Genomic DNA, 25,530 nt, shown 5'->3' with positions numbered 1-25,530 from the left:
CATTATTCTCGATGAATTTCTCTAAATTCTTTATCACGCGCCCGATCTTCGCAGCGGTGCTGTCGCTGTTGATCCTGATCGCCGGCGCCATCTCGCTGTTCCAGCTTCCGATCAGCGAATACCCGGAAGTGGTGCCGCCGACCGTGGTCGTGCGCGCCAACTTCCCGGGCGCCAACCCGAAAGTCATCGGTGAAACCGTCGCCGCCCCACTGGAGCAGGCCATCACCGGCGTCGAGAACATGCTGTACATGTCCTCGCAAGCCACCGCCGACGGCAAGTTGACCCTGACCATCACCTTCGCGCTGGGCACCAACCTCGACACCGCGCAGGTGCAGGTACAGAACCGTGTGACGCGGACTGAACCGAAGCTGCCGGAAGAAGTGACGCGCATCGGTATCACCGTGGACAAGGCCTCTCCAGACCTGACCATGGTGGTCCACCTGACGTCCCCCGATCAGCGTTACGACATGCTGTACCTGTCCAACTATGCGGTGCTCAACATCAAGGATGAGCTGGCGCGTCTGAACGGTGTCGGTGACGTCCAGCTGTTCGGTATGGGTGATTATTCGCTGCGTGTCTGGCTCGACCCGAACAAGACCGCCTCACGTAACATCACCGCCACCGACGTGGTCAACGCCATTCGCGAGCAGAACCGTCAGGTGGCCGCCGGTCAACTGGGTGCTCCGCCCTCCCCGAGCGCGACCAGCTTCCAGATGTCGATCAACACCCAAGGTCGTCTGGTGACCGAGGAAGAGTTCGAAAACATCATCGTGCGTGCCGGCGAAAACGGCGAAATCACCCGGGTTCGCGACATTGCCCGTGTCGAACTCGGCTCCAGCCAGTACGCCCTGCGTTCGCTGTTGAACAACCAGCCGGCTGTGGCGATCCCGATCTTCCAGCGTCCAGGTTCCAACGCCATCGACATTTCCAACGAAGTGCGCGATGAGATGGAACTGCTGAAGAAGAGTTTCCCGGAAGGCATGGACTACAGCATCGTCTATGACCCGACGATCTTCGTGCGCGGCTCCATCGAGGCGGTGGTTCACACCCTTTTCGAAGCGCTGATCCTCGTGGTGCTGGTGGTGATTCTGTTCCTGCAGACCTGGCGCGCCTCGATCATCCCGCTGGCCGCTGTGCCGGTCTCGCTGATCGGTACGTTTGCGGTCATGCACCTGTTCGGTTTTTCCCTCAACGCTCTGTCGCTGTTCGGCCTTGTACTGGCGATCGGTATCGTCGTGGACGACGCTATCGTGGTGGTGGAGAACGTCGAGCGAAACATCGAACTCGGCCATCAGCCGATGGAAGCCACGCAGATTGCCATGCGCGAAGTGACGGGGCCGATCATCGCCACGGCACTGGTGCTGTGTGCGGTGTTCGTGCCGGCGGCGTTCATCTCCGGCCTCACGGGTCAGTTCTATAAACAGTTCGCGTTGACCATCGCCATTTCGACGGTGATCTCGGCCTTCAACTCCCTGACCCTGTCGCCTGCACTGGCCGCTGTGTTGCTCAAGGCCCACGACGCCCCGAAAGACGGCTTCTCGCGATTTCTCGACAAACTGTTGGGTGGCTGGCTGTTCCGTCCGTTCAACCGCGTTTTCGTCAAGGCCAGTAATGGGTATGTCGGCGCGGTCGGTCGGGTCATTCGCGTCAGCGGCGTCGCGCTCTTGGTGTATGCGGGCCTGATCGTCCTGACCTGGCTCGGCTTCTCGACCACACCGACCGGCTTCGTGCCTCAACAAGACAAGCAATACCTGGTCGCCTTCGCGCAACTGCCGGACGCCGCCAGCCTGGACCGCACCGAAGACGTGATCAAGCGCATGTCCGACATCGCCTTGAAACAACCCGGTGTGGAAAGTGCGGTGGCGTTCCCGGGCCTGTCGATCAACGGGTTCACCAACAGCCCGAACTCCGGCATCGTGTTCGTGACCTTGAAGCCTTTCGAAGAGCGCACGCTGGCCAGCGAATCGGCAGGCGCCATCGCCGGGGAATTGAACGGCAAATACGCGTCGATTCAGGAAGCCTACATGGCCATCTTCCCGCCGCCCCCGGTACAGGGTCTGGGGACGATCGGTGGTTTCCGGCTGCAGATCGAAGACCGGGGTAACCTGGGTTACGACGAGCTTTATAAAGAGACGATGAACGTTATCGGCAAGAGCCGCAGCGTGCCGGAATTGGCCGCCCTGTTCACCAGCTACACCGTGAACGTGCCGCAGGTCGATGCCGCCATTGACCGCGAGAAAGCCAAGACCCATGGCGTGGCCATCAGCGACATCTTCGACACCCTGCAGGTGTATCTCGGTTCGCTGTACGCCAACGACTTCAACCGTTTCGGTCGCACCTATCAGGTCAACGTTCAGGCTGAACAGCAGTTCCGCCAGGATGCCGAGCAGATCGGTCAGCTGAAAGTGCGCAACAACCTGGGCGAGATGATTCCGCTGGCGACCCTGCTGCATGTCACCAACACGTCCGGCCCGGACCGCGTGATGCACTACAACGGCTTCATCACGGCCGAGATCAACGGTGCGGCCGGTCCAGGCTTCAGCTCTGGCCAGGCACAGGCGGCGATGGAGAAATTGCTCAAGCAGGAACTGCCGAACGGCATGACCTACGAGTGGACCGACCTGACCTACCAACAGATCCTCTCGGGCAATACCGCGCTGCTGGTCTTCCCGCTCTGCGTGCTGTTGGCGTTCCTGGTGTTGGCGGCGCTGTATGAAAGCTGGAGCCTGCCGCTGGCGGTGATCCTGATCGTGCCGATGACCCTGCTCTCGGCCATTGCCGGGGTCATCATCGCCGGTAGCGACAACAACATCTTCACCCAGATCGGCCTGATCGTACTGGTGGGTCTGGCGTGCAAGAACGCGATCCTTATCGTCGAGTTCGCCAAGGACGAACAGGAAAAAGGCAAGACCCCGCTGGAGGCCGTACTGGAAGCCTGCCGCCTGCGTCTGCGCCCGATCCTGATGACCTCCTTCGCGTTCATCATGGGTGTCGTGCCGTTGGTGCTGTCGAGCGGTGCCGGTGCCGAGATGCGTCATGCCATGGGTGTGGCGGTGTTCTCCGGGATGCTCGGCGTGACCTTCTTCGGTCTGCTGCTGACCCCTGTGTTTTATGTGCTGATTCGTAATTACGTGGGACGCAAAGAAGCGCGCAAGGCAGCCAAGGCTCAACGCGTTCAGACTATCGCTCCGGAGGCTCATTGATGAAGGCTGCAAAACTCTTCCTGCCGAGCCTGTTGGTCCTGGCGCTAGCGGCCTGCGCCGTCGGCCCGGACTACGAGAAGCCGGACACCGCAGCGGCCAATATCCAGGCCGCCGCACAGGGCAGCTACGACCGCAGCCGCACCGAGACCCTCTGGTGGCAGCAGTTCGAAGACCCGACCCTGAACCAGCTGGTGGCGCAATCGCTGCAAGGCAACCGTGAACTGCGGGTTTCCTTCGCCCGCTTGAAAGCCGCGCGTGCCATTCGCGACGACATCAGCAACGACGCCATGCCGATCGTGACCAGCCGCGCCAGCAGCGAGATCGGTCGGTCTCAGGTGCCGGGTGAAACCGAGCACCGGGTGAATCAGGAACGCTACGACCTGGGCCTGGACATGGCCTGGGAGATCGATCTGTTCGGTCGTATCCAGCGCGAACTGGAAGCCAGCGATGCTGACCAGCAGGTGGCCGAGGCCAATCTGTATCAGCTGCAAGTGACGATGATCGCTGAGCTGGTGGATGCCTACGGTCAACTGCGCGGCGCGCAATTGCGCGAGAATATTGCGCGGGACAACCTGAAAAATCAGCAGAACTCCCGCGACGTAACGCGTCAACTGCGCGATGAAGGCGTCGGCAACGAAATCGACGTCGTCCGGGCCGACGCGCGTTATGCCGCCGTAGAAGCGACCATTCCGCAACTGCAGGCCGAACAGGTACGTGAGCGCAATCGCATTGCCACGCTGCTGGGCGAGCGCCCGGATGCCATGACCGTGAACCTGGCCCCGGCCAAACTACCGGCGATTTCCAAGGCATTGCCGATCGGTGACCCGACCAAGCTGCTGGAAAATCGCCCTGACGTGCGCAGTGCCGAGCGGCAACTGGCGGCGCAGACCGCGCGCATCGGTGTGCAGACCGCCGACCTGTTCCCACGGGTCAGCCTCAGCGGCTTCCTGGGCTTCACCGCCAGCCGAGGTTCGCAGATCGGCTCAAGCGCGGCGCAGGCCTGGGGCCTCGGTCCGAGCATCACCTGGGCGGCGTTTGATCTCGGCAGCGTGAGAGCGCGTATCCGAGGCGCCAATGCTGACGCCGAGGGCGCCCTGGCCAACTATGAGCAGCAAGTGTTGCTCGCGTTGGAGGAAGCCGACAACGCGTTCAGCGATTACGACAAGCGTCAGCAGCGCCTGGTGTCGCTGGTGCGTCAGAGCGAGGCGAGCCGTTCAGCGGCAAACCTGGCGAGCATCCAGTACAAAGAAGGCACCGCTGACTTCCTCGTCCTGCTCGATGCCGAACGTGAGCGTCTGGCAGCTGAGGACACTCAGGCTCAGGCCGAAATCGAGTTGTATCGCGGGATCGTCGCCATCTACAAAGCACTGGGCGGCGGATGGCAACCTAACGCCTGATGACTGTCGGCGGGACGGCGTACCTGTCGCCCGCCCAAAGCCCCGGACCCACAAAGTTCGGGGCTTTTTTGTGTCCGACGCCAGGGGCCTTTCGGCAGCTTCCGGATCAAGCGTGGCGGCCCGGTATGGGGCGGGCGAGCTGTCGGCCAGGCGTCGAGTCAGCCCTGTCGCGTCGCTGCATCGAATGCTTCTTCGATATCACTCGCACGGGTTGGCCGTACGAGCCGCGCCACTTCCTGGCCGCCACGGATGAACACCAGGGTTGGCCACATTTTCACCCTGAACGAACGTCCCAATTTTCGTCCGCTGCCATCCTCGACCTTAATCCTCCGCACCTGCGGATAATCGGCCACGACTTCACTGATCAGCGGTTGCGCCGCCTGGCAGTGCCCGCACCCATTCGTGCCGAACTCCACGACAGCAACGCCGGGCAGCGCGTCCACGTCGGCACGGGTCAGGGTTTCGGGCAGATAAAGCGCTTCAGACATGACCCTTCTCCGTTGATGTTTCGGGCAGTGTAACCCTGCGCCGAGCATCCCGCTCCACGCCGCCTAACACTTCCATTAGAGGAGTGACTTGCATGATGAAAGTTACTTGGTTGGATTATGTCCACAATTTCCAGCTGCACTGTCCTTTGAAGTCCCGGAGGCAAGGACCATGCAGAAGAAAAGCTTTGCCCCACATCTCGCTGTCCGGCTTGCTGGGGTTCGACACCGCGCACAGCGGCCAACTGTTCAGCGCGTCGGCGTTTCAACCTCAGGCAATAGTCGGGCTGCGCTGGCGGCTGTTCGACTTCGGTCGGGTCGATGCGCAAGTCGCCCAGGCCAAAGGCGCCAATGCCGAGGCGTTGGCCGACTATCGGCAAGTGATGCTGAAGGCCACCGAAGATGTCGAGAACGCCATCGTCACACTGGTGCAACTGGAGCAGCAGCGCATGGAAGTCGATCAGGAAGTCGCCGCGCACCAGACCGCACGGGATGCCGCGCAGGACGCGTACAAAGGCGGCGCGATCAGCCTGGTGGAAGTGCTGGATGAGGATCGGCAACTGCTGGTGTCGCGGGATCAGTTGGCGCAGTTGCATGCCAATGATGCAAGAGCGGCGGTGTCGACCTTCCGGGCATTGGGTGGCGGCTGGCCGCAAAGCGCGAAATCCGATGTGGTGAAACGCTGAGAGTCCGGTCCCGCAGAACCTGTGGGAGCCGGCTTGCGGGCGAATGAGCAGTGTCAGAAACGGATTTACCGACTGACCCACCGCATTCGTCCCAGAGTGTGCATGGCTCGCAATCAGCCCTTGATGAACCCTAACAAAATCTCGTTGACCTCATCCGCCTGCACCGTGCACATGCCGTGGGAACCGCCCTTGACCAGGTGCAGCGTCGAGCCTTTCACCAGCGCGTGGCTTTTCTGCCCGGACGCCACCAGCGGCACGATCTGGTCGTCGTCGCCGTGCAGAATTAAGGTCGGCACGTCGATCTTTTTCAGGTCTTCAGTGAAGTCGGTTTCAGAGAACGCCTTGATGCAGTCGTACTCGCCCTTGATGCTGCCGAGCATGCCGATGGACCAGAACGAATCGATCGCGCCCTGGGAGGTATTCACGCCATCGCGGTTGAAGCCGAAGAACGGTACGGCCAGATCCTTGAAGAACTGCGAACGGTCAGCGACGAAGCCTGCGCGAATGCCATCGAACACCTCGATGGGCAGGCCTTCCGGGTTGGCGGCAGTCTTGAGCATGATCGGCGGCACAGCGCCAATCAGCACGGCCTTGGCCACGCGGGAGGAGCCATGACGACCGATGTAACGCGCCACTTCGCCACCACCGGTGGAGTGACCGATCATGATCACGTCGTTCAGGTCCAGGGCTTCGAACAGCTGCGCCAGGTCGTCGGCGTAGGTGTCCATGTCGTTGCCTTCCCAGGTCTGCCCGGAACGCCCGTGGCCGCGACGGTCGTGGGCGATCACGCGGTAGCCTTTCTGGCCGAGGAACAGCATCTGCGCGTCCCATGCATCGCCGTCCAGTGGCCAGCCGTGGGAAAACACGATGGGCTGACCGGTGCCCCAATCCTTGTAGAAAAGCTCGGTGCCGTCTTTCAGGGTCAGGATGGACATGGGGGCGCAATCTCCGGGAAAGGTGCAGGGCAGATTCAGCGTAGCCCCGGTGTGCGGTTGTGAATTGTAAAAATGTGCTGGTTTGAATGGCGTGCTCGGTACAGCCTTTTCGCAGCAATCTGGAGGATGACTGGCCGACGTCATGGCTGGCCTGTCACGCCTTCCTGCTGGCTATTTCTTGATCGTCACTTTTCTGGCGATGTATCGACCTGGTTTGTCAGGAAAGTCCTCTCGGATAAACGTCACCTCTGCCTTTGCGCTCGGAAACGCTCCGACCACATCAGTTTCCATGAAGTAAATCTGATCTTCATCATCATTCTCGGGGTCGTCTTCCTTCGGGGTGTATTCAATCCAGCCAAATTGCTCTTTGTCCTCACCTTCGCCAATGCTCACCACTTTCCCTGTGAATTGACTCATGATCATCACCTTTCGTTGGTTAATGCAGCCCTGTGAATACCCCGGCAGCAATGGCCGCTAAGTTGCTGTCGGCTGTGAATGACAAGGCCTCAGCCGCTCAATCCCAGTACCCTCCTGAGGTCGTACCGAGGCGTAACTTTTCGTGGTCTGTAAGGCTTGTTATTGGTACGAAGACTGGCACGCGCCTGCACGCTGATGGACGAAGAGTCGTCCCCTTGTGCCAACGCGCGTGAGGACTCAGCCGTCCCTCGCAGGATATTGGCCTCGATGGCCAGCCCTCCCAGTTCATTGACCGAGACAAAACGCGACTGATTGGCCCACGCGTAGAGCCGGGCCGGACGCCCTGTCAATTTGGTAGGGTCCGGGCCGTCCCAGGCACTCATCAGTTTGCCTAACCAGCCGCTTCGTTCGTAGGTGGGCATCGGCTGGAGCGGTGCAGGAGCGCCGAAGAAATCATCCACTTCGCGAAAGACGGTGCGCATCGCTGTGCGCGTCGCGGTGCGCAGCCGCATCCCCCAAGTGGAGCGCGGCAGGGCACCCAGCGCGCCTTTGGCGATGCTGGCAGCGCTTCTCTGGCTTTTGAGGAGTCGGACAACACCGCGACCAAGTGCTTTGGCTCCACGCCCTACATAACGCGCCACCCGACCGACCGCGCGAATCGTCTGTTTGAGCAGGCTGAGACCTGCTTTAACGGTTCCCATGAAGCAGGCCGCGGACAATATTCCTGTGGCCATGGAGGCGATCCCCAGCCTCTTGGAGAGTTCCGGGTTCGAGTCTGCCGTCAGCACCGACGCCACCTCCAGCCCAAACGAGGCGACACTCAGCGCGGTCAGCGCGGCAAACAGCCAAACCGCAGCCGTGCCCCCGGAGAACACTGTGGCCGCGACGCCAACCACCGTGAGTACCAACGACAAGGCCAAACCACGCCACTTGCCACCGACCTCCATAGCTTGGGTGTCCTTGAGCTCCTGCTCCAGGTCCTGCATGTCTCGTTGCTGCTCCCAGCGGCTGAGCATGATTGCGCCGCTGGGGTCGTGCAGGTTGACCGGGTCCGGACAGTGCTGATAGGGATTGATACCGCCCTCACCCACCGGCGCCAGCCAGTCCGGTTGGGCATAACGGCACAGCGTCGGGTCGTAGCTGCGGTAGCCATTGCCGGCATGATATTGCCCGGTGACCGGGTCGCGGCGCATGCCGTTATAGCCCACCACCACTTCATCCAGCGCGGCGCCCTCGCCGAAAGGCAACAGCGGCGCAAGGCTGATTTCACCGCCCTTGATTTGTCCGGCGATGCCCACCTGTGGGTCGTCGATCAGCCAGCGCACTTCTTCACCGTCGTACTCGGCCAGCCCCGCCGAGACGCTGGTGCGGCGGGTGACGGCGCGGTTTTTGTCAAACCAGATCTCGCCGATCAGTTCGTCGCCGTCGTAGCGCAGTTCCCGGGTGGTTTCGTCCTGCTTGACGTATTGCGCCGCCAGGCGTTGATAACCGTCGTACTCGTAGCTAGCCAGCAGTTCCTTACTGGCGTCGCTGACCTTGCTCAACTGGCCGCAAGCGTTGTAGGCGAATTTAGGACCCTGAGCTTCAGCAGCCTCAAGGTAGCCATTGCTGCTCCATGTCAGGTTTTCAGACTGGGCACCGCGCTGGGCCTTGGTCATGCGCGTCGGGTCTTTTGCGTCATAGCTGAATGCCCGGGTCAGGTCTGAACCATCGAAGCCGGTGGTCACGCAACTGACGAGATTGTCCAAGGCGTCCCATACGAAGACCTGTGCCTTGACCGCTTTTCCTTCAGCGTCTTTGGGGCAATATTCAGCCTTCTCGGCTTCGCAGGTATAGCGCTCAAGGCGATCGAGCAGGTCGTAGCTGAAACGTTCGGTGGACCTGAGCACGCCAGCCTCGTAACTGGCCTTGCTCGCCAGCCGACCGTCGCCCCGCCAGGTCATGCGATGCTCGAAGCGTGGCGCGCCGTTGAGCAGGAAGGTTCGCGTCACCTCCTGGCCAAAACCGTCGTGCTCGCTGAGCACCTGCCATTGCTCACCGGCCTTCAGGGCCTGGACCTGCCGCGACTGCAGTTGGCCTAGCGGGTCGTAGCGGTAGGCGACGTCCTCGTGTTCCTGACAGGTGCGCAGGACGCGCCCCTCGTGATCGGCGAAGGCGCGCTGCAGATGGCCATCGGCGCGCAGCGACGCCACGGTATTGCCCCGCAGGCTTTGCCACTCCACACTTTTTGACACGCCCCGCGGGGTGCTTTGCGTTTCCTTGCGGCGACCCGGCAGGCTCGGCTGGATAAAGCTGTGCTTCCATGTGTCGGTTGCGCTGCCGCCCGATGTGACGCTGGTGACGCCCTCATTGCGCGTCAGGCTGGCGACCGTGCTGTCACCCGCGCCCCATTGAACCCCTGCCGCATCGACTTGTGTCTGCAGCTTGGTCTTGTCCGGAAGGGTCACGGTGTCGTCGTCGAAGGTGTACGTTCGGCTGCCGACCTTGCGCGATTTCAAGGTGGAATCGTTGACCATGGTCTGAGTGGCGACAACCTTGCCGCCGACCTTGAGTTCGGTGATCTGGTTGCTGAAGCCGTGGTAGGTGCGTTCGATGAGGGTTTTGTCGGGGCGGGTAATTTTGGTGACGCGGCCAAGGGCGTCGCGCTCGAATGTATAGGTACGGGTTTCGTTATCGACGACGCGCTCGCTGCTGACCACCCGGCCGTTCGTATCCAGAAGCTGGGTCAGTTTTAGTTGCTGCTGACCGGTGCCGTCGGAGAGGGTTTGGGTGCGTTCGAAAGTGCCGTTGGTTTTGGTGAGGTACTCGGTGGTGTGTTGGGAGAGGCGCTGGTGGGCGAGGCCTTGCTCTTCGTTCAAGTGAGTTTCTGTGCTGGAAACAACTTTTGAAGTACAGGCTTGGTCTAAACGAAACCACGTAAAGCTCGCACGCGTTTTTGGAGCCGAATCGTGATCAATAAATGCCTCAAATTGCCATGGCTCTAGATTTTCCATATCAGGCGCAGCATCCAGTTCATCCTTCCTAACCCATATCTTCTCTAGCCGCAAACGCCCATTCCTAAGTACGTAGTACGGTTCACTGCCGGACTGAGTAATATTAGAAGGGATGCCTACGCTACCTTTATATCCAGCCAAACCTTGAGCAAACTTCAAAAGCTTTACTATATTTATGACGCCAATCTCAAAAACCTGAACTACATGCACGACAACACCATTAATCAAACGCGCTAACCTTTTCTCTTTCGCTACCCTCTTGTTTACACCTCTGATCAAACCGTTTGGCAACTCCCTCTCGGAATCCCCCCCTCCTTTAAGCTGAGCTATATATTCGAACCTGGACAACAACTTTGCGGCGAAGTCGTTGTGAGCTTTACTAATACCCCTGTATGAAATTTCGAAACTTTGTTCAGACCTATTTTTCAAAATACGACTCTCGTCGCCGGATTTTTCGGTCTCTGGAAGTTTCTGCGCCGCCACCCAAGGCTGCCTCCCCTCCTGCAACTGCACCTGATCTCGCTTGATAACTACCTGCCCACCCGGCAAATAATCCCACTCTAAACTCCCCAGCACCTGCGACTCATCCAGCCCCAGTAGCGCACATTCATACAACGGCAAATAAACCTTGGAGCCATCCCTGCGCCACTCACTGCGCCAGGTGCGCTGCAAGCCATCCAGATAAGCAAGGGTCTTGTCACCATTGTCGTAACGTTGAGTCACCAGCTTTCCATTCTCGGAATATTCAGTCTGGGTGCGCCTATCGGCTTTCTGGTCATCGCCCCGGTTTTTCTTGCCGGGCTTGAGCCGATACTGCGCCTCATCAACCACACGCCCGACAGCGTCGTAGCCCCAAGTCGTCTCGATGCCGTCCTCAATGCGCGACAGGCAACGCTGGCTGTAACGGGAACAATGCTCGGTACTGATCGGCTCGCTGCCCGCCTGTGTTTTCGAAACCGTACGCACCACGATGAATGAATTGTTCGGGTTGTCTTCGCACGTACGCATGGTCTCAAGCCAGAAGGCTTCTTTGCCCAAATGCGCCACCTGCCTATCGCTGATGCTCCACTCCCTGACCTTACTCTCACCGCTGGGCGTCGCTTTGGGGTCCGCGGGCGAGACACTGGTGATGCGCTCACGCCAGAGCACCTCATCGGCGGTCTTCTCCCACTCAGTGCTGCTGGATAGCTGCCCGTCGAAATGCCCCTTGACCCCGACCCCTTCAATCACCACCTGCCGCTCGAGCTCGAGCAATGTCCTGCCATCACGCTCTACTGCGCGGTAGCCAAAGAGCTTCAGCCCCAGCGAGTGGCCGAAAACGTCATATTGATACTCGGCCATCAGTGGGGGCACGACATGATCAGGCAGCTTCGGACAGCTCAGTTGCGGCACACCGGATACGCCCTCCAAACCATTTAACACCTTGGCGCTGACAATGTTGTCCCCACCCTGCGCCGGGTAATAGGCATTGCGCCGAAAGCCATCGTCCAGCGTGATCAGTTCGATGGGCAGGCCGTCGTCATTCTCCAGCGTGACATGCCTGTCATAGCTTTGGCCCTGTGTCGGACGCTGCGAAGCCGGGCAGACTTGCAGCAGTGCCTTGATGGAGCGGATCACGCGTGTCCGGTTTCCCCGGCCGGGACGCCAGAGCAGTTCGACAATCTCCCGGTGATACGGGACCCGTTCATCGCCCCAGGCCACCACCACTTTATCCGCTTTGGCCACCAGTTTGATCTGGTCAATGGCCTGGACCAGATCATCCCCGAAACCCGTGTAGCGAAGGACTTCACTGCGGGCCAGTTGCCGTGGGGTGATCTTCACGATGGGGTTTCCATCCTTGTCCTTTTCCTTCGTCACCTCGCTGGTCTCAGCCTTGGCCGGTAGCCGTGCCTTGAACTCCAGCCATTGGCTATCAACTGACGCCGCGCCCGCCAGCAGCTCCTGGCGTTGTGACCGCTCGTCCTGACTGAACACCAGCAGGTGGTGCTCGCGAGCCCCGTGGGCACCGCGCTCACCTTCAACGATGTACAACACATCGGATGTATCCAGCAGACGACCGGTGTAGCGGTAAGTCGTCAGTTGGTTCTCTTGCCCGTCACCGGGGATCAACGCATGCAGTACAGCCTGAGGCCAAAGGGGCCTGCCGCTTTTCGGGCGAACGCCTGGGCGGTACTGCACGCACTCGACCGAACCATCGAGCTCGGTCAACCGGCACAGTACGCGGTCCAGAGTCGGGTCGTCGGCATAGCCACAGGTGACCTGCTGGACGATCTGCTTTTTTGTTTTGTCTTTTGGGTTTACCTGCGCGCGTGTGAGGGTGCGTAACAGACACTCCTCCAGCTCCAGCTTGACCTCGAAGCCCTCATCGGTCTGCGGCCAGACCTGCATGTTGACCTGTGCATCCCCTTCATGGAGCGCAACGCTCGGGTATTCAGCGGTGAACAGCACCTCATCCCCGCTCTTGATGCCCATCAGCAAAAACTGCCCTTTCTGGCGCTTCCACTCCAGCGCCAGGGTTTCGCCATACAGCGAGACGATTCTGGAAGGCAACAACTGCACGAAGGGCCGTTTGTAATAAGCAATACGCTCGTCCAACTCTTTGGTTTTGCCGTGCTTTTCCCAAGCCTTGACGGCTTCGTCGTAATCGAGCTTGGCGCCGATGTAATAGGCCGCAGGCGAAACAATGAGCAGCGCCGATTGGGTCCAGTGACTGGGGGTTGAAGGAAATTTCGGTTTGCTTTTTTCCTTGATGGCCTCGAGCAGTTTGATGATGTGGTCGACAAACGCGGCATTATGCTCCAACTCATTGCGGGCAGCCGCGCGTCGTTTGATCAGTTCATCACGCTCGTCGGTACTGATCATTCTCAGCGCGAACCACTGGTGGATGTACTTTTCGTCCAGTTTGGCAATGTCCTCGATGGGCATCGTCTGTGGTGTGCTCAGCACCTCCCGGCGACCACTGGGCAGGTCAAGGATGAATTCGCTGTAATCCTTGTTGGATCGTACTGCGCAGTGTTTCTTCTTCCGCAGTTTTCCGTCGCCAAGGGCCTTCCACTCATCAGAGGTGAAGGTGATTCGCACGCCATTGGCCAGCGTCAGGCAACGGTCACGCACATCCAGGCTGGAAAAACGCCAGGCCCAGCCATCGCCAAGCCCCGCCTCGTTGCCGCGCAACGCCGAGTAATGCAGCGTCAGGTCACAGATCGGGCCGAGGCCGTTGCGGCCTTGCAGCGTCGCGACCGGATAATGAGCGTGGAACAGGCCGGTACGCGGGTCCACGCCGCTTTCGCCCTGCCCGAGGGTGTCGAAGATTTCCGAGCGCTCGGTGTTGCCGTAGTCCTCGCAGAGCAGGCTTGTCGGTTCGTAATACGCCAGATCGTCAGGCGGGATGTACTCGACCTTCTGCGATGCTTGCCAGAATTGCGTTTCGCTGAAAACGCCGAGATGGCCGATGATCTGTTTCTCTTTTGCGGCCTTGTCTTTTTGCGCGTTCTCTTTTTGTTTTTTCTCTTTCCTCTGCTGCTCACTGAGGGGTTTTTCTGGGCAATCCAGCGTCACTTTATAAGTGCATGATCTGGTACGCGCCCCCCAGATGACTTTGTCGGCCGTCACTGAGACCGGCCATGCCACGTCCTCACCCGACGCAAGTGGCACACAAGCGGCGACCCGAAGTCCCTCGTCAAATGCCGCGCGACTCAAACGAAACGCCAGCTCGCCAACATGAGCACCAGCGATAACCTCAAATGAACCGACCCCGGGGACGGTCGTCACCTTGGGTATGGCAGCTGCTACGGCTGCAAGCACAGCATCGTCGTCAACGGGGTCGATCTCGATCTGCAGTTCGCAAAAGCGCGGTATCCGGACGTCGGCGTCGTCCTGCGTCGGGTTGACGAACTGCAGCTCGGGCCAGGCCTGATCCTTGAGAAAGGCGATCAGCACAGCCCGCCAGGACTTTGGATCGGGCGCACTGACACCGTTTGCCTTAGGCGTGAACACCGCGTGATGCAGCACCTGCCCGCTGAACGGATGGCGCACGGTCACTTGCAAGTCATCCGTCGCCTCCGATCCTTGAGGCAACTTGAGCGTGCCTGCCACCGATTCGCTCTCGGTGTCAGACAGGGAGGTGAAGATGCGCAGCCCATCACCGCGGTGCCAGAGCCCAACGCTGTCGGTCTGCAGGATATCGAGGTTCTTGTCAGAGGGAGACGCGATACTGGCGCGCAGATAAGGCGACACTTCAGAGGTATTCAGGGCGTTGGCCCACGAAGAGAGCCACTTCCCATCGCCTCGCTGGACGGCACTCGGGGTCCATGTATGCTGAGCCAGCCGACGGTGGGAGAACGCATCAAAGACCCAGACATGCAACATGGCGCCTTCATGCAACGCTTGTGTCCCGTCCACCTCGCGACTTTTCCACCAGTTGGCCAGTGTCAGCGTTACGCTCAATTCTGCACATTGTGGCCCCCAGAAGGCGTTGCCGCTGTCAGTAGGTACGACCTGACAGTCATTGTTCAGGACACCCGCCCGCAGCAGGCGACTGTCACGATTGATCTGCTCGCACAGCGGTTTCGACCAACTTTCCTTGGACTTGTCGGCCATGTGAAAGAAATGCTGCTCGAACAGCGCCTGCGTCTTCAGATCACGCACTTGCAGGCAGAGGGTTTGTCCGGCAGCCAATGAGAAGTCGTCATTGCACGCCAGCACCTGAATCAGGTTGGCAGCGAAGGGCGCGTTGGTGAAGGCGCGGTATTTGGCATGGCTCCAGAGGCGTAATGGGTTGGTGGCGCCGCACGGGTCAACTTCGGTCGAAAAGGCATCCTTCTCGTCCCAAATGCCGGCAGTCATTGCCACGTCCTGGCTGGCTATGTGTCGAGCGAACGCATCAGGCCATTTCTCCGGTTCCAGTTTTCCCTTCGGGGCAGACCAGTCGACACGGCTGATTTCGCCGTCACGACGATTCACCAGAAACGCGCTCAGCGTCTCCCCGGCCTTCAGCGATCGGTCGCCCTTGATGGGCACTGTGCTATACCAGCCGTCGTCGACGCTTCCTTCACGCTTCAGTGTGAAGTCGGTCATGTCCGGCAGGTAGCCGTCGGGTTGGGTGGTGATCAGGTAGGGAACGGCGAAAGGTTGGACTGTTAGCCGGTCGACTGCAGAGCCTGCAACGGCTTCAGGGCTGGCCTCGGCTTCAGCTTTGAGCTTGGCGTCAACCTGGTCCGCCGACTTTGCAGCATCGATGGCGGAGACAAGATCGTTGAGGTCGACGCCTTGCAGGTCGTACAGATGCTCGACTTCATCCAGCAGGAATTCATTGGCGTCTTTGTCCTTTTCGTTATCGCGCTTATTCACGTAACGGACAATTTCCAGCTGTGGAAGCAGAGCCAACAGTGAATCGTAAGCTTTGCGGCTTGACTCGGTCGGGCTCAAATAAAGAAAGTAAGCCGAGCTGCCACTGAAATCTTTTTTAATCCGGTGATCAACCCCTTTCTCTTCCCCAAAAAAATACTCTCCTTGCGATGTTTCGAGCAGCAACGGCCTATTGTCAGTTGCCACCGATGTTTTATCCGGCTTTGCAATTTCAACGCCTCCAGCGCCTAGAAGCAAGCTAAGTAGCGTGGACTCTACACTTTTTCTTATATCGATTTCGACAATCGATTTAACCTCGCGATAGTTGAAATAGACATAATCGCTCTGCCCCGACGGGGAGACTTTAACAGTATACTGGTCAGCATAAATATAAACGTATTGAATACCATTCAAAATAATGGATTCGCCCCTTTTCAGATACTTACTAATGTCGCGCTGTGTGTAAGCCATCCTGGCAGTCCTCTGAAACGTTGTAGCCTTCCAATAGGTCCATTAATCGCGCACGCAGGTACATCCGCAGTCAAAATGAACGAACTGCGTACTCAAATGGGTTTGATATCTTCAGAAGACATTGCGCACGCTGCTGTTACGCACCGGGCAAAACTGAAAGGTATGGGCCGGAAAATAGGCCTCGTTTGAAAAGTGTAGTCAGCCGATGATGGACGAAGGGCACAATCACAAACAAAGTGACAAGCGGTTCTGTAGCAATCCGGCCAAGCGGCGTTCCGTTGGCCGGCGATGGCGGTTTTGAATGAGCTGCCGCCGGCAAGCCGTGCTGCTACACAGATGTCGGTTCAATCCGAAGGAGCATCACCCCCGGCGCTCTGCCCGACTCAACGCGCCAAGACGCGTGGAAATGGACTGCATACCCTTGCCCAGTTCACGCAAGGTGCTGGCATCCCGTGCGCCCTGTTCGCTGGAGGCGTGGATGCGTACCGCCAGTTCATTGATCTCGTGGGTGACGTGACTCTGCTCTTGTGCGGCCACGGCAATCTGATGGGCGCGCTGGACGATGTCGTCGAAGCTGTAGACCGTGGTGCCCAGGGTTGCGGCCACGGCGACCGCCTGTTGCACGGACTCGCGGGTGCGTTCGGCGCCGGTCTGCATGGTCGAGACCGCCGAGCTGGACGCCTGACGCAGCTGCGAAATCATGTCCTGAATCTCGTTGGCCGAGGACTGGGTTCTGCCCGCGAGAGTGCGTACCTCGTCGGCCACGACCGCAAAGCCGCGCCCTTGCTCACCCGCGCGCGCCGCTTCGATGGCGGCGTTGAGGGCCAACAGGTTGGTCTGCTGGGAAATCGACTTGATCACCTCGAGTACGCTGCCCACGCGCTCGATGTCGTCGCCCAGCTGGGTGATGGCCCCTGCAGCGCCGGAAATGTCCGTTGCCAGCGCTTCGATGAACTGGCTGTTGCTGTTGACCTGATCCTGACTCTTCTGCGCCTCGCCCAGCGAGCGTCGGGCGGTGTCGGAGCAGTCCGTGGTGTTGTGGGCGACTTCGTTGGCGCTGGCCGACATCTCGGTGATGGCGGTGGCCAGCAGGGTGTTGTCCTGGCGCTGGGCTTCGGCGCGTTCGGCCAAGCCGTGGGACAGCTGGGCCAGATCGTTCGCCTGGCGCTCCAGCGACACCGACTCTTCGGCAATGCGGTGCAGCATGTCCCGCAGTGAACCGGCGTAACGGTTGACCGACTCACGCAACGCGCCGAGTTCGTCGGCGCGCACGATGGCCAGCTGCGTATCGGTGTGCCCGCCCTGCCCCAGGCTTGCGATCTGTGCGGTGGTTTCCTCCAGTTGCGTCAGCAGGCGCTTGCCCGCCAGCCATGCCAGGCCCAGCAAAACGCCCAACAGCGGCAGCAGGAACAGCAGGATTTGCCCGGTCAGGCGGTTGGCCAGGCCGACCACCCGTGCTTCAGGGGTCACCAGCCCGATGCGCCAGCCGGTGCCGGTCATGGTCGCCAGCGTGACGTAGGCCGGGCCGTTGAGTCGGCCATCGTGTTCAAGCCTTAGGGTCGAGAGTGCCGAGGTGTTGCTGGCGAGCTGATCCGTCACAGGTTTCAGCCAAGGCTGCTCCTGGCTCAAGCCGGTGATGGTCAACAGCCCCTTGCTGCCTTTGGCGTCGGGGAAATACAGCAGGTTGCCGGAAGGGTCGACCGCAAACGCATAGCCGTCGGTGACACCGCCTTTGTCTTTGAGGAAGGCTGCCAGACCGTCGAGTTTCAGGTCGATGGTCGCGACACCGGCGAACGCACCTTGCGCCCGGTAAGGCACGCTGCAGGTGGTCATGGCCACGCCGCTGACCGGGTCCTGATAGGCATCGGACCAGACGCACCGCCCGGCCGGCGCGGACCTGGCCCCGGTGTACCAGGACTCGGCCCGGTACGGCGGCGTCGCGGCCTGGTTGTATTCGTCCGAAAAGTCCAGCTTGTTGCTGGCGTTCCGTGCCCAGAAGAAACTGCGACGCTCGGTGCCCGGCGCAAAGGCGTTGGGCTCAGGCCACAGGCCGCCACCGGCGATGGCGGCGTCACCCTGGCTGTCGATCAGGCCGGGAAAGTTGCTCATGAACAGGGCTTCATCGTGGGGCAGCGTTTCGGCCAGCATCGCCATCGCAGCGGCTGTGCCTTCAATACGGCTCAAGGGCAAGGCCAGCTGGCGGGTAATGGCGCTGGCTGATTGCTCGGCCGACTCAGTTCCGGCGGCCACCAACTGCGGTTTGCCGCCGAGAGTCATGACCGCGAAAATCGCTACAGCGGTGAGGACCAGCAATGTCAGGATTCCCAGGGTCATTCGTCCGGCAATACGGGTGGGAATCAAGGGCATGGTCTAACTCCGAAAAAAATGCAGGTTTGCATCCTTCTGCAACGGCTATGCCAGGGAAAAGTTGAATGCCAGCCCGCGTATTACCCGAGGGGGCGACAGATGGTCATGCACTCCGTCGCCATGGCCTGCTGTAGGGGTCAGACCTGCATCCCGTCCCTTGCCACGATCACCTGATCGGGCAACTCACTGCCGTGCTCGATCAACCACGCATCCAGGGTATGCCCCACGTGGGTCAACACGCCGGTGCGCGGTTTCAGCGCGTCGATGATCTGCAGGGCCAGGTTCAGGTCATTGTGATTGCGCGGGGGCTGCGGCTGAGGGGGTATCGAGCAGTCGAGGACCAGCACGTCCAGCGCTTGCTGTTGCAGCAAGGCCAAGGTGTCTGCGGGCAAGCCCACGGTGTCGGTGAGGTAGGCAATCCGCCGTCCGCCGCCTTCCAGCAGATAGCCCAGCGTCGGCTTGGAATGCAGCAACGGCAAGGCCGTCACCTGGAGCGCGCCAAACGTTCGCGACTCGAACGCGGCGAACGGTTGGCTGAAATCGAGTATGCCGGGGTGTTTGTACAGGTCCGACAGCCCTTCCGGGTCCGCCGGACCGTGCACCGGGATCACCATCCCCTGCCCCCAACGCAGGTGCAGCAGCCCTTGCGCGTGATCGGCGTGGTAGTGGGTCTGGAGAATGCCGCTGAAGCTGCGCGGCGGGAAACGTTCGGTCAGGTCGGGCAAGCCGCTGTCGATCAGCCAGCGCTGATTGCCCAGTTCGACCAGCGCCGAACAGGGTCGTCGGCGCAGGCGTGAATCGGCATGGGCTGCTTCGCACGCCGGGCACTGACAGCCGTAAACCGGCACCTGCCGCGCATCGCCGGTGCCCAGTAACGTCAGGCGCATGCGTGTTCCCGGTCGAGGCGTTGCAGCAGGCGGCCGACGGTCTGTTCCAGCGCGCCGGAGTTGTCCAGGAGCAGAACCGACGCACCGCTCGCGGACCCCGTAGCGCTCAGCAGGCCATCGGCAAACTGCGCGTTGCGCGACAGCCGGGCCTCGATTTCCTGCACCGATTCCCGCCCCCGGGCCAGCAAGCGCTCGCGCAGGACCACCTGATCGACACTCAGCAACACCACCAGCAGGTCCGGATAACGTTCCCGAGCCTGAAGCAGATGCCCCCGCGAGCCGTTGATCAGCACGTCGTGGCCGTCAGCGAGCCATTGATCGATCTCGTTCGGAATCCCGTAATGCAGACCATTGGCGGACCAGCTCAGGGCAAACGCGCCTTGGCGCTGCATGTCAGCGAATTGCTCGACGCTGACGGCCTGCGCCGCCTCGCCCTTGGCTTCCGCCGAACGGGTGATGACCCGGCGCACGATCCGGCAGCCGCGCGCGGCCAACGGTTCGCGTGCAGCCTCGAGCAGGCTGTCCTTGCCCGAACCGGACGGTCCGATGAGATAGATCAACCTGCCTGCCATCAGAAAACCCTCTTCGCTTGTCGCCAGACCTGCTGGATCACTGGCAGGTTGCCCACGGCACGGGCGTGAATCAGATCGGCGCGCAGGCCGACGCGGATCTCGCCACGGTCCCGCAACCCTGCCGAACGGGCGGGCGCCAGGCTCACGGTGGTGACGGCTTTGGCCAGCCCCGTACCGATCTCCGGCTGATCTTCGTCCAGTTGCGCGCCGAGGGTGAACGCGGCCTGCAACAGACTCGCCGGATAGTAATCGCTGGAGAGAATATCCAGTAGCCCTTCTTTGGCAAGGGTCGCCGCCGCGATGTTGCCGGAGTGCGAGCCGCCCCGGACGATGTTCGGCGCGCCCATCAACACGTTCATGTCCAGGCGCCGACAGGCCTGCGCCGCTTCCAGGGTGGTCGGGAACTCGGCGATGGTCATCCCGTAGCCCGCCGATTCCTCGACATGCTCGACCGTTGCGTCATCGTGACTGGCCACCGACAGGCCCCGCGCCAGGCAAATGTCGACGATGGCCTTGCGATAGCGGTCGCTGTAAATCTTCGAGTTGGCGACCTGCTCGACGATGAATTCGTCCATCTGTTCGCTGTTCAGGTGGTATTTACCCATGTAGTACTCACGGTACTTGGATTCAAGGGCGAACTGACGCTGACCCGGCGAATGGTCCATGGTCGAGACCAGCTGCACCAGCGGCTGCTCCACCAAGTCGCGAAACACGCTGAGGGTGTCCGGGTGGCAGACTTCGCAGCGCAAGTGCAAGCGGTGTTCGGCGCGGGTCATGTCCGCGGCATTGGCCTTGGCGATGGCCTCGACCATCCCTGGCAGTTGCTGCATGCGCTTGCCTTTGGGGTTGACGTCACCGATGGACAGCGCGTCGAACACCGTGGTGATGCCCGCCGCGATGATCTGCGCGTCGTGACTCATCACCGCCGAGGCCGACGGCCAGTCCACGCCGGGGCGCGGGCTGAGGTGTTTTTCCAGGTTGTCGGTGTGCAGTTCGACGAGGCCCGGCAGCAGGTAATCGCCGTCCAGATTCCGCGCCTGCGGCACAGCGCTCACGCCGGTCTGCACGTCACTGATGAGCCCGTCACGCAGGACGACGGTGCCGGTGAACACCTGATCGGCGGTGACGATGCGGGCGTTGGTCAGGATCTGTTCGTTCAGCATTGCTGCAACTCCTTGGCGGTCAGGTGTGTGTCGGGCAACTCTTGCGGGGTCATGTCCAGCACTCGGTCGGCCACTGCCTCGCGGGCCAGACGGTCGTGGAAGATGCCGATCAATGCAGCACCGGCGTGCTTGGCTTCATTGATGAGCTCCAGCACCACCGCGCGGTTGCTGTCGTCCAGCGACGCGGTGGGCTCGTCGAGCAGCATCACCGGCCACGGCACCATGAAGCCCCGCGCGATGTTGACCCGCTGTTGCTCGCCGCCGGAAAAAGTCCCCGGCGCCAGTTGCCACAGCCGTTGCGGAATGTTCAGGCGGGCCAGCAACAGTTCGGCGCGGGCCTTGGCTGCCTCGCGGTTCCAGCCACGGGCCAGCGCCGGCTCCATGACCACGTCCAGGGTCGAGACACGGGGGATCACGCGCAGAAACTGGCTGACGTAGCCGAGTGTCTGCTGCCTCACCTCAAGCACGTCGCGGGGTTTCGCACCCACCAGTTCCAGCCACTGGCGCTGGTGCATCACCCGAATGCTGCCGCCTGCAGGCAGGTAGTTGCCGTACAGCGTGCGCAGCAAGGTGCTTTTGCCCGCGCCGGAATGACCATGCAACACCAGGCATTCGCCGCCGCGCACCGAAAAATTCAGGCCGCGCAGCACATTGAGCACCACCCCGTTCTGCTGATGCAGGGTGAAGGTTTTCGAGAGGTCCTGGACCTCGATCAGCGTGTTCATTCAAGCCACTCCAAAAGTCCGATCAAGGTTGCAGCACAGAAGAAACCAGCAGCTGCGAGTACGGGTGTTGCGGGTCGTCGAGGATCTGATCGGTCAGCCCGGTTTCAACGACGCGGGAACGGCGCATCACCATCAGCCGATCGGCCAGCAGCCGGGCCACGGCGAGGTCGTGAGTGACGATGACCACCGCCAGGTCCAGCTCACGGACAAGGCCGCGCATCAGGTCGAGCAAGCGCGCCTGCACCGACACATCGAGGCCGCCGGTGGGCTCGTCCATGAACACCAGGCGCGGGCCGGACACGAGATTGCGGGCGATCTGCAAACGCTGCTGCATGCCGCCGGAAAAGGTCCGCGGCAGGTCGTCGATGCGCGCCGGGTCGATCTCGACCTGATTCAGCCAGTCCAATCCTGCCGCCCGCAGTTGCTGATAATTGCGCACGCCCTGAGCCATCAAGCGTTCGCCGATGTTGGCGCCCGCCGAAACTGCCATGCGCAGGCCGTCGCGGGGGTTCTGTTCGACAAAACCCCATTCGGTGCGCAGCAAGGTCCGGCGCTGGGCTTCGCTGGCGCTATAGAGGTCCAGCCATTGACCTTGCGTGTCGCGGTAATCGATGACACCGCTGTCGGGCGGGCAGCGGCCACTGAGCAGCGACAAGAGCGTCGACTTGCCCGAACCGGACTCGCCGACGATGCCCAGCACTTCCCCGGGGTGCAGCTCGAAGTTGACGTCCTGACAGCCCTTCTCCGGGCCGTACAGTTTGCTCAGGCCGTTGACCTTGAGCAGCGGGCGGGTGCGATCAGCGATCGCCTCCGGTTGCAGGTGTCTGGCCGCGATCATGGTGTTGCCCTCCCCTCGTTGACCCGTTGCGCGCAGTAATCGGTGTCCGAACAGACAAAACTCTGGGTGCCCTGGTCGTCGAGAATCAGCTCGTCGAGGAACGAGTCGTGGCTGCCGCAGATGGCGCAGTTGTGCGCCCATTTCTGCACTTCAAAGGGGTGATCATCAAAGTCCAGGCTGGTGACGCGGGTGTAGGGCGGAATGGCGTACAGACGCTTCTCGCGACCGGCGCCGAACAGCATCAGCGCCGGACTCATGTCGAGTTTCGGGTTATCGAATTTCGGGATCGGCGACGGGTCCATGACGTAGCGCTCGTCCACCGTCACCGGGTAGGCATACGCCGTGGCGATGTGGCCGAAGGTGGCGATGTCTTCGTAGAGCTTGACGTGCATGACGCCATAATCGTTGAGTGCGTGCATGGTTCGGGTCTCGGTTTCCGAGGGTTCGATGAAGCGCAACGGCTCGGGAATCGGCACCTGATAGACCATGATCTGATCGGCGTGCAGCGGCGTTTCAGGGATGCGGTGACGAGTCTGAATGATCGTCGCGTCGGGCGTGCGTTCGGTGGTCTCGACGCCAGCGGTGCGGGCGAAGAAACGGCGAATCGACACGGCGTTGGTGGTGTCGTCGGCGCCCTGGTCGATGACCTTGAGCACGTCTTCGGCGCCGAGAATTGCCGCCGTCAGCTGCATCCCGCCGGTGCCCCAGCCATAAGGCAACGGCATCTCACGGCCACCGAACGGCACCTGGTAACCGGGAATCGCCACGGCCTTGAGCAGGCCGCGACGGATCATGCGTTTGGTCTGTTCGTCCAGGTAGGCGAAGTTGTACGCCTCGTCGCGCGGAGGACGGGGCTGCTGTCGAGGGTCAGTGGCGGCGTTCATTGGGCCGACTCCTTGGAAGGCGTGCGCAGTTTGCGGATCAGCTCCAGTTCGGCCTGGAAGTCCACGTAGTGCGGCAGTTTCAGGTGCGAGACGAAGCCCGAGGCTTCGACGTTGTCGCAGTGGGCGAGGACAAATTCTTCCTGCTGTGCGGGGGAGACGATTTCTTCGGCGTATTCACCCGCGCGCAGCGAGCGGTCTACCAGCGCCATGCCCATCGCCTTGCGCTCGGCGTGGCCGAAGGTCAGGCCATAGCCGCGGGTAAACTGCGGCAGCTCGGTGGACGAGCCGACGAACTGGTTGACCATCTCGCATTCAGTGACTTCGATGGCGCCGATGGCAATCGGGAAACCCAGCTCTTCCGGCTCGATCCAGACCTCGACTTCACCGACGCGAATTTCCCCGGCGAACGGGTGATTGCGGCCATAGCCGCGCTGGGTCGAATAGCCCAGTGCCAACAGGAAGCCCTCGTCACCCCGGGCCAGTGCTTGCAAGCGCTCGGCGCGGCTGGCCGGGTATTCCAGCGGCTCGCGGGTGATGTCGGCGATCGGTGCGCCGGTGTCCGGTTCGTCCTTGATCAAGCCTTCTTTCGCCAGCAGACCCGAGACTCGAGGACAGGCTTCGAGGGTGGCGTCAGGACGAGTTTGCGGACCGGGAAACTCGCCCTCGGCCAACAGGGTGAAATCCAGCAGGCGATGGGTGTAGTCGAACGTCGGGCCGAGCAATTGGCCGCCGGGTACGTCTTTGAAGGTTGCCGACAGTCGACGGCTGATCTGCATCGCCGACGTGTCGATGGGCAGGCTGGCGGCGAAGCGCGGCAGCGTGGTGCGGTAGGCGCGCAGCAGGAAGATCGCTTCCACCAGGTCGCCCGCCGCCTGTTTGATCGCCAGCGCGGCGAGTTCGGTGTCGTACAGCGAACCTTCGGTCATCACCCGCGCGACGGCCAGGGGCAATTGCTGACGAATCTGCTCGACGCCCAACTCTGCGACGCCAGTATCACCCCGGCGTTTTTTCGCCAGCAGCGCGTGAGCGTTGTCGATGGCCTGTTCGCCACCCTTCACGGCAACGTACATCAGACACCTCCATTCGACAGGACGTGGGTGCTGCGTGGCAGCCCCATCAGCTCGCTGCCCGCAACAAAGAACACGTCAATGCCACGGGGAAAATCGTTGCGTGCGCTGCGCTCGGCCCAGAAGGCGTCCTGCAACGGCAGGCTGACGTGGTTCTTGCTTTCGATGCCTGGGCCTTGCCACGCCAACTGGCGACCGCCTTGCAGGCTCGGCAACTGGACCAGGAGCGTGCAGGACTGATCGGGGTAGCGATCGTTGCCCAGGTCGAAGCCGCTCAAGTCGTGGAGCTGGCTGTCGTCGAGCAGGGCGAAGCGCGCGTTCTGCCGGTCGCTGACGATGGGGCAGCCGCAGTGAAAGGTCAGGTTGGCGCGAATGGCCTGGGTGTCGAACTTAGGCGCGAGCCATAGCGGCGTGTCGACGTCCAACAAGGCGAGGCACAGGGCGTGACTGGCAGAAGCCAGGCCTTCGAGGTGCGGCGGGATCTGCGCCGAGGACAGGCTCTGGGCCACGCCCGGTCCGGCGAGGGCCTTGAGGGCGGCGCGGAAACTGCGTTGGGCGTCCAGCACCGGGTCGGCGAAAGCTGGCTGTAAAAGCGAAGCGGTGGCGAGCGTCGTGTTCATCAGTTTTCTCCTCGAACCAGCGTGAAGAAATCCACCTTGGTCGCGGCGGTGTCGGCGTGGTGTTGGGACTGGCGTTCGGCGTGGGCCTTGGCCAGCGGTTCGATCAATTCACGCAGCCAGTGGGCCTGTTGCGCGCCTTGCAAATGGGCGTCGGCCAGCGCGGCGAGTTCGGCGTGGGCCTTGTCGCGACCCACCAGGTAGCTGTAACCGGTGCGACCGTCGCCGAGGCGCACCACGCAACGGGTCACGGTCATTTCACCGAGGTTGAACGCCGCCCCGCTGCCGCCCATGCGGCCACGGACCAGGGTCATGCCGATTTCAGGGGCGCGGATCAGCTGATACTCGACGTCGCGCAGGGCGTCTTCGTGAGGCTGCAAATCCTTGCGTTGCGTGCGGGACAACACGCCGATCCAATGCTGACGCGCGGCGTGTTCGGGCGGCGTGGTGAAAGCGGATGAAGCAGTCATCGAGGGC

General features: G+C 61.3%; 16 protein-coding genes and 2 pseudogenes. 3 read left to right on the top strand and 15 right to left on the bottom strand.

Annotated elements, in window-relative coordinates:
* Positions 1-11: 11 nt before the first annotated feature.
* A complete protein-coding gene (locus B3N48_RS22730; RefSeq protein WP_296187542.1) occupies positions 12-3,203 on the top strand; it encodes an efflux RND transporter permease subunit in 3,192 nt (1,063 codons plus the stop codon).
* A complete protein-coding gene (locus B3N48_RS22725; RefSeq protein ID WP_296187540.1) occupies positions 3,203-4,600 on the top strand; it encodes an efflux transporter outer membrane subunit in 1,398 nt (465 codons plus the stop codon). The genes B3N48_RS22730 and B3N48_RS22725 overlap by 1 nt, the downstream gene beginning before the upstream one ends.
* A 158-nt stretch (positions 4,601-4,758) precedes the next feature.
* Here the strand turns inward: B3N48_RS22725 and B3N48_RS22720 are convergent, their stop codons facing one another.
* Positions 4,759-5,088 carry a thioredoxin family protein gene (locus tag B3N48_RS22720; protein ID WP_296187538.1) on the bottom strand — a complete coding sequence of 110 codons (330 nt, stop codon included), beginning with the start codon at positions 5,086-5,088 and terminating at the stop codon, positions 4,759-4,761.
* Between the two features lie 185 nt (positions 5,089-5,273).
* Here B3N48_RS22720 and B3N48_RS22715 point away from each other — a divergent pair, with 185 nt between their 5' ends.
* A complete protein-coding gene (locus B3N48_RS22715) occupies positions 5,274-5,771 on the top strand; it encodes a TolC family protein (protein WP_296187536.1) in 498 nt (165 codons plus the stop codon).
* A 113-nt stretch (positions 5,772-5,884) separates the two neighbouring features.
* Here B3N48_RS22715 and B3N48_RS22710 read toward each other — a convergent pair whose 3' ends face one another.
* The 14 genes and pseudogenes from B3N48_RS22710 to phnG form a co-directional block, all read right to left on the bottom strand.
* On the bottom strand, positions 5,885-6,706 hold the full coding sequence (locus B3N48_RS22710; RefSeq protein WP_296187535.1) for an alpha/beta fold hydrolase: 822 nt from the start codon (positions 6,704-6,706) through the stop codon (positions 5,885-5,887).
* A 171-nt stretch (positions 6,707-6,877) separates the two neighbouring features.
* Positions 6,878-7,123: a hypothetical protein gene (locus B3N48_RS22705; protein WP_296187533.1), complete on the bottom strand. Its 246-nt coding sequence runs from the start codon at positions 7,121-7,123 to the stop codon at positions 6,878-6,880.
* An 89-nt stretch (positions 7,124-7,212) separates the two neighbouring features.
* Positions 7,213-15,933 (bottom strand): RHS repeat-associated core domain-containing protein, encoded by an 8,721-nt coding sequence (locus B3N48_RS22700; protein WP_296187531.1) that lies wholly within the window; start codon positions 15,931-15,933, stop codon positions 7,213-7,215.
* A gap of 360 nt (positions 15,934-16,293) precedes the next feature.
* Positions 16,294-16,896: pseudogene (locus B3N48_RS26980) on the bottom strand (methyl-accepting chemotaxis protein); the annotation flags it as partial.
* A gap of 522 nt (positions 16,897-17,418) precedes the next feature.
* Positions 17,419-18,042, bottom strand: a pseudogene (locus B3N48_RS26975) (PDC sensor domain-containing protein); the annotation flags it as partial.
* A gap of 395 nt (positions 18,043-18,437) precedes the next feature.
* Positions 18,438-19,187: a phosphonate metabolism protein PhnP gene (gene phnP, locus B3N48_RS22690; protein WP_296187528.1), complete on the bottom strand. Its 750-nt coding sequence runs from the start codon at positions 19,185-19,187 to the stop codon at positions 18,438-18,440.
* Entirely contained in the window at positions 19,178-19,759 is a 582-nt protein-coding gene (gene phnN, locus B3N48_RS22685) for a phosphonate metabolism protein/1,5-bisphosphokinase (PRPP-forming) PhnN (RefSeq protein WP_296187527.1), read from the bottom strand. The genes phnP and phnN overlap by 10 nt, the downstream gene beginning before the upstream one ends.
* Complete coding sequence (locus tag B3N48_RS22680; protein WP_296187525.1) at positions 19,759-20,922, bottom strand: alpha-D-ribose 1-methylphosphonate 5-triphosphate diphosphatase; 1,164 nt, start codon at positions 20,920-20,922, stop codon at positions 19,759-19,761. Before B3N48_RS22680 ends, phnN begins: the two co-directional genes overlap by 1 nt.
* Positions 20,916-21,647, bottom strand: coding sequence for a phosphonate C-P lyase system protein PhnL (phnL, locus tag B3N48_RS22675; RefSeq protein WP_296187524.1), 732 nt, complete (start codon positions 21,645-21,647; stop codon positions 20,916-20,918). The genes B3N48_RS22680 and phnL overlap by 7 nt, the downstream gene beginning before the upstream one ends.
* Positions 21,648-21,669: 22 nt before the next feature.
* Complete coding sequence (gene phnK / locus B3N48_RS22670; protein WP_296187522.1) at positions 21,670-22,485, bottom strand: phosphonate C-P lyase system protein PhnK; 816 nt, start codon at positions 22,483-22,485, stop codon at positions 21,670-21,672.
* Positions 22,482-23,369: an alpha-D-ribose 1-methylphosphonate 5-phosphate C-P-lyase PhnJ gene (locus tag B3N48_RS22665; protein WP_296187520.1), complete on the bottom strand. Its 888-nt coding sequence runs from the start codon at positions 23,367-23,369 to the stop codon at positions 22,482-22,484. The genes phnK and B3N48_RS22665 overlap by 4 nt, the downstream gene beginning before the upstream one ends.
* Positions 23,366-24,439 (bottom strand): carbon-phosphorus lyase complex subunit PhnI, encoded by a 1,074-nt coding sequence (locus tag B3N48_RS22660; protein ID WP_296187519.1) that lies wholly within the window; start codon positions 24,437-24,439, stop codon positions 23,366-23,368. Before B3N48_RS22660 ends, B3N48_RS22665 begins: the two co-directional genes overlap by 4 nt.
* Positions 24,439-25,056, bottom strand: a complete 618-nt coding sequence (gene phnH, locus B3N48_RS22655) for a phosphonate C-P lyase system protein PhnH (RefSeq protein WP_296187517.1) — start codon at positions 25,054-25,056, stop codon at positions 24,439-24,441. The genes B3N48_RS22660 and phnH overlap by 1 nt, the downstream gene beginning before the upstream one ends.
* The gene (gene phnG / locus B3N48_RS22650; protein ID WP_296187516.1) at positions 25,056-25,523 is read right to left on the bottom strand and encodes a phosphonate C-P lyase system protein PhnG; all 468 of its coding nucleotides are present in this window, start codon (positions 25,521-25,523) and stop codon (positions 25,056-25,058) included. The genes phnH and phnG overlap by 1 nt, the downstream gene beginning before the upstream one ends.
* Positions 25,524-25,530: the final 7 nt, after the last annotated feature.

Source organism: Pseudomonas sp. UBA1879 (assembly GCF_002338065.1).
GTDB lineage: Bacteria > Pseudomonadota > Gammaproteobacteria > Pseudomonadales > Pseudomonadaceae > Aquipseudomonas.
The sequence above is the reverse complement of the archived record's forward strand: the minus strand, read 5'-3'. Positions and strand labels throughout refer to the sequence as shown.